The sequence below is a fragment of the Mucilaginibacter sp. P4_G9 genome (assembly GCF_056400985.1).
The window spans coordinates 1-2442 of record NZ_JBFUKF010000579.1 but is presented as its reverse complement, the minus strand read 5'-3'; the positions used below and the strand labels follow the sequence as shown (position 1 = coordinate 2442).

The following is a 2442-nucleotide window of genomic DNA, read 5'->3' as shown; positions in this document are numbered from 1 at the left end:
GTTTTGTACCAGGTACAACAGCCTTATAAAGCAAAGCTAAAGGCTTTTTATTTACCATAGTTATTAATAAACGCAAATCCCCTACTACCGGGCTTTTACGATCAGGATCGGCTTTGGAATCAACTCCTATCATCAAATCCAATGCGCCCCCGGTTTTAAATGGCGCCAAAGTAATCTCACCAGTATTGGTAAGTAATTTATTATTGCCAGTGCTATAGGCTAAATAAAGTTTATCCCCACAAACCGCCAGAGCACCTTTAACATCGTATGGGCGGGTTATTGCATGAAAAGTGGTAGTTATACCTCTTTGGTCTATATTTGCCCATGAATCACCCCGCCAATCATCTAACCTACCATCCACTATGGGCGCAGTGCTTTTAATTAAAATATGTGTTACTTTTTCAGCATATTTTTTTTGCCGATTCCCTTCATTGTCAATGCGGGCACTTATGCAGTTTTTTATATCCTGACTGGTAACTATTAATTTTGTGTCTGGCAGCCTTTGAATTGTCTCAATTCCATCAAGCCTTATAATACTGCTATTTGCCCCACTAACCACATACACTTTTCCATCACTGCTTTTAGTTATAGTCGGCCAAAAATTTTCTTCACCCAAACTAATTGTGTCAAGTGGCATATTCCGTTTGGCGATAGGCATAGTCCATAAATGCCCCTGGGCTGAGGGATAAAAAAGGGTTGTTACAAATAATCCATCGGTTGTAAAAATATAAATTGAGCCGTGATTGCCATTTATAGCCCAAAGAGAAGGTATGCCGGTACCTTTAAAATCCATAACCGGCCCAAGTACACGGGTTGCCCCTATTAACTCTCCGGGACGATCAGGAAAAGGCGCTCTATGTGAAGCATGAAGGCCAGGCCACAAATCAGGGTAGCTCCATTTAGGTACGCCATCTTTCAAACCGCTAATCGATAAGCCATCAAAAGGCTTTACACCCAGTGTTACAATCGTCCATCCATCCGCGGAGGTTAGTACCTGATCGCCGCCTGAAGAGGCTGGCGGCAATACGCCTTCAGCCAAAACAGTACTTTGGTTTATATTATACGCTGGAACACCATCCTTATTAATTTCTGTTGGTTTATACTTTACAGATCGGTCATTTAAACGTGAGATACAAAAGGAAAGGTCAGGCATCACTGTTATTCCCCCAACTTTTCCCTTTTTATATTCAACCTCATTAGGTTGTGCAACACCATCTGAATTTAAATCCTGCCATATAAAAAAAGTGTCGTTTACTTTACCCCGGCTCGTCAGGCCTGCAACTTTAATTAAGTCAGCTTTAAAGGATGTTGTTTTTAAAACCGGCCAATCTGCCGCTTCGCCCATCGCTACTATAGGTTTGGCTATACCTCCGCGATCAATAAAAAGAAATGTAACCGATGATCCGGCTGTAGGGCTATTGTTATAACCATTGGTAAAATACTTTTTATTATTCCAATATATTGGTGTTTCAGGAGCAGCATATTTATTTCCAATTGGTATTGCTGTACTATCAACCCTATAATAAATATCCGTTAACTTATACGAACCAGTATCCCAGTTTAAAGCAAATTGCATCGCTTTAAATTTAGTTTCCGAACAGTAGAACAGGTTTTTATTGTTCGGATCCAATGTGCCGCCGCCTCCATATTTGTTAGGGCCATAAAATGCATTTAACAATTTTCCATCTCTACTCCACAAACTTACTCTTTTTGGAAGAAGGTCGGCTTCCGTAACCCATATTTGTCCTTTTTCATCAATCGCCAAGCCTGCCGGGTTGTTCATATGCAACGGATCATAAGGGCCGGCGGCAGGGGGGCCGGGATTACCAATAGTTTTTATCATATTCCCCTGTGAATTAAATACCTTAACGGCATGGCTGTTACCACGATCGGATATATAATAATTTCCTTTGTTGTCAATTGTTAGCGCAATTGGCTCATCTAAACCTTTATTAATTATAATTTCAGGTTTTGAAAGTACCGCATCGCCCTTTAAAGGTTTAAAACACAATAAGCTTTTATCAGAAAAAACCAGCAATCGTCCAATACTGTCAAATGCAAGCCCCTGGGGTGATGGAACTGACGCATATCCTTTTAATTTACCTGTTCTAATATCAATAAAAAGCAGTTGATTTCTATTTACCAAACTTATAACTGCCAATCCATCGTATACAGCAAAACCAGTAATTTGCTTAGTAACATCACTGAGTGGCACTTTTCCGAGATTTTGAACCAACACTTCCTTTACATCAAAGTCATTAGCTATTGGCGATAACGAATTTAACCTCAATACCATTTCACCCGAAGCCCTGTCCTTTTGCCAACCTGAAGCAACATAAGCAGCTACGCCAGGAACAGCATTATTCCCCATATCGGCTGCTAAGAACGGAGCAGCCGTCCATGCACCTCCTATCGTTCTTTTACCACCGAGTTTTCGACCAT

At 40.7% G+C, this 2442-nt stretch carries 1 protein-coding gene; it reads right to left on the bottom strand.

The window, feature by feature from the left end; all coding sequences use genetic code 11:
- On the bottom strand, positions 1-2442 hold a 2442-nt coding region (locus tag AC1DPZ_RS25525; protein WP_477408780.1), incomplete at both ends, for an NHL repeat-containing protein.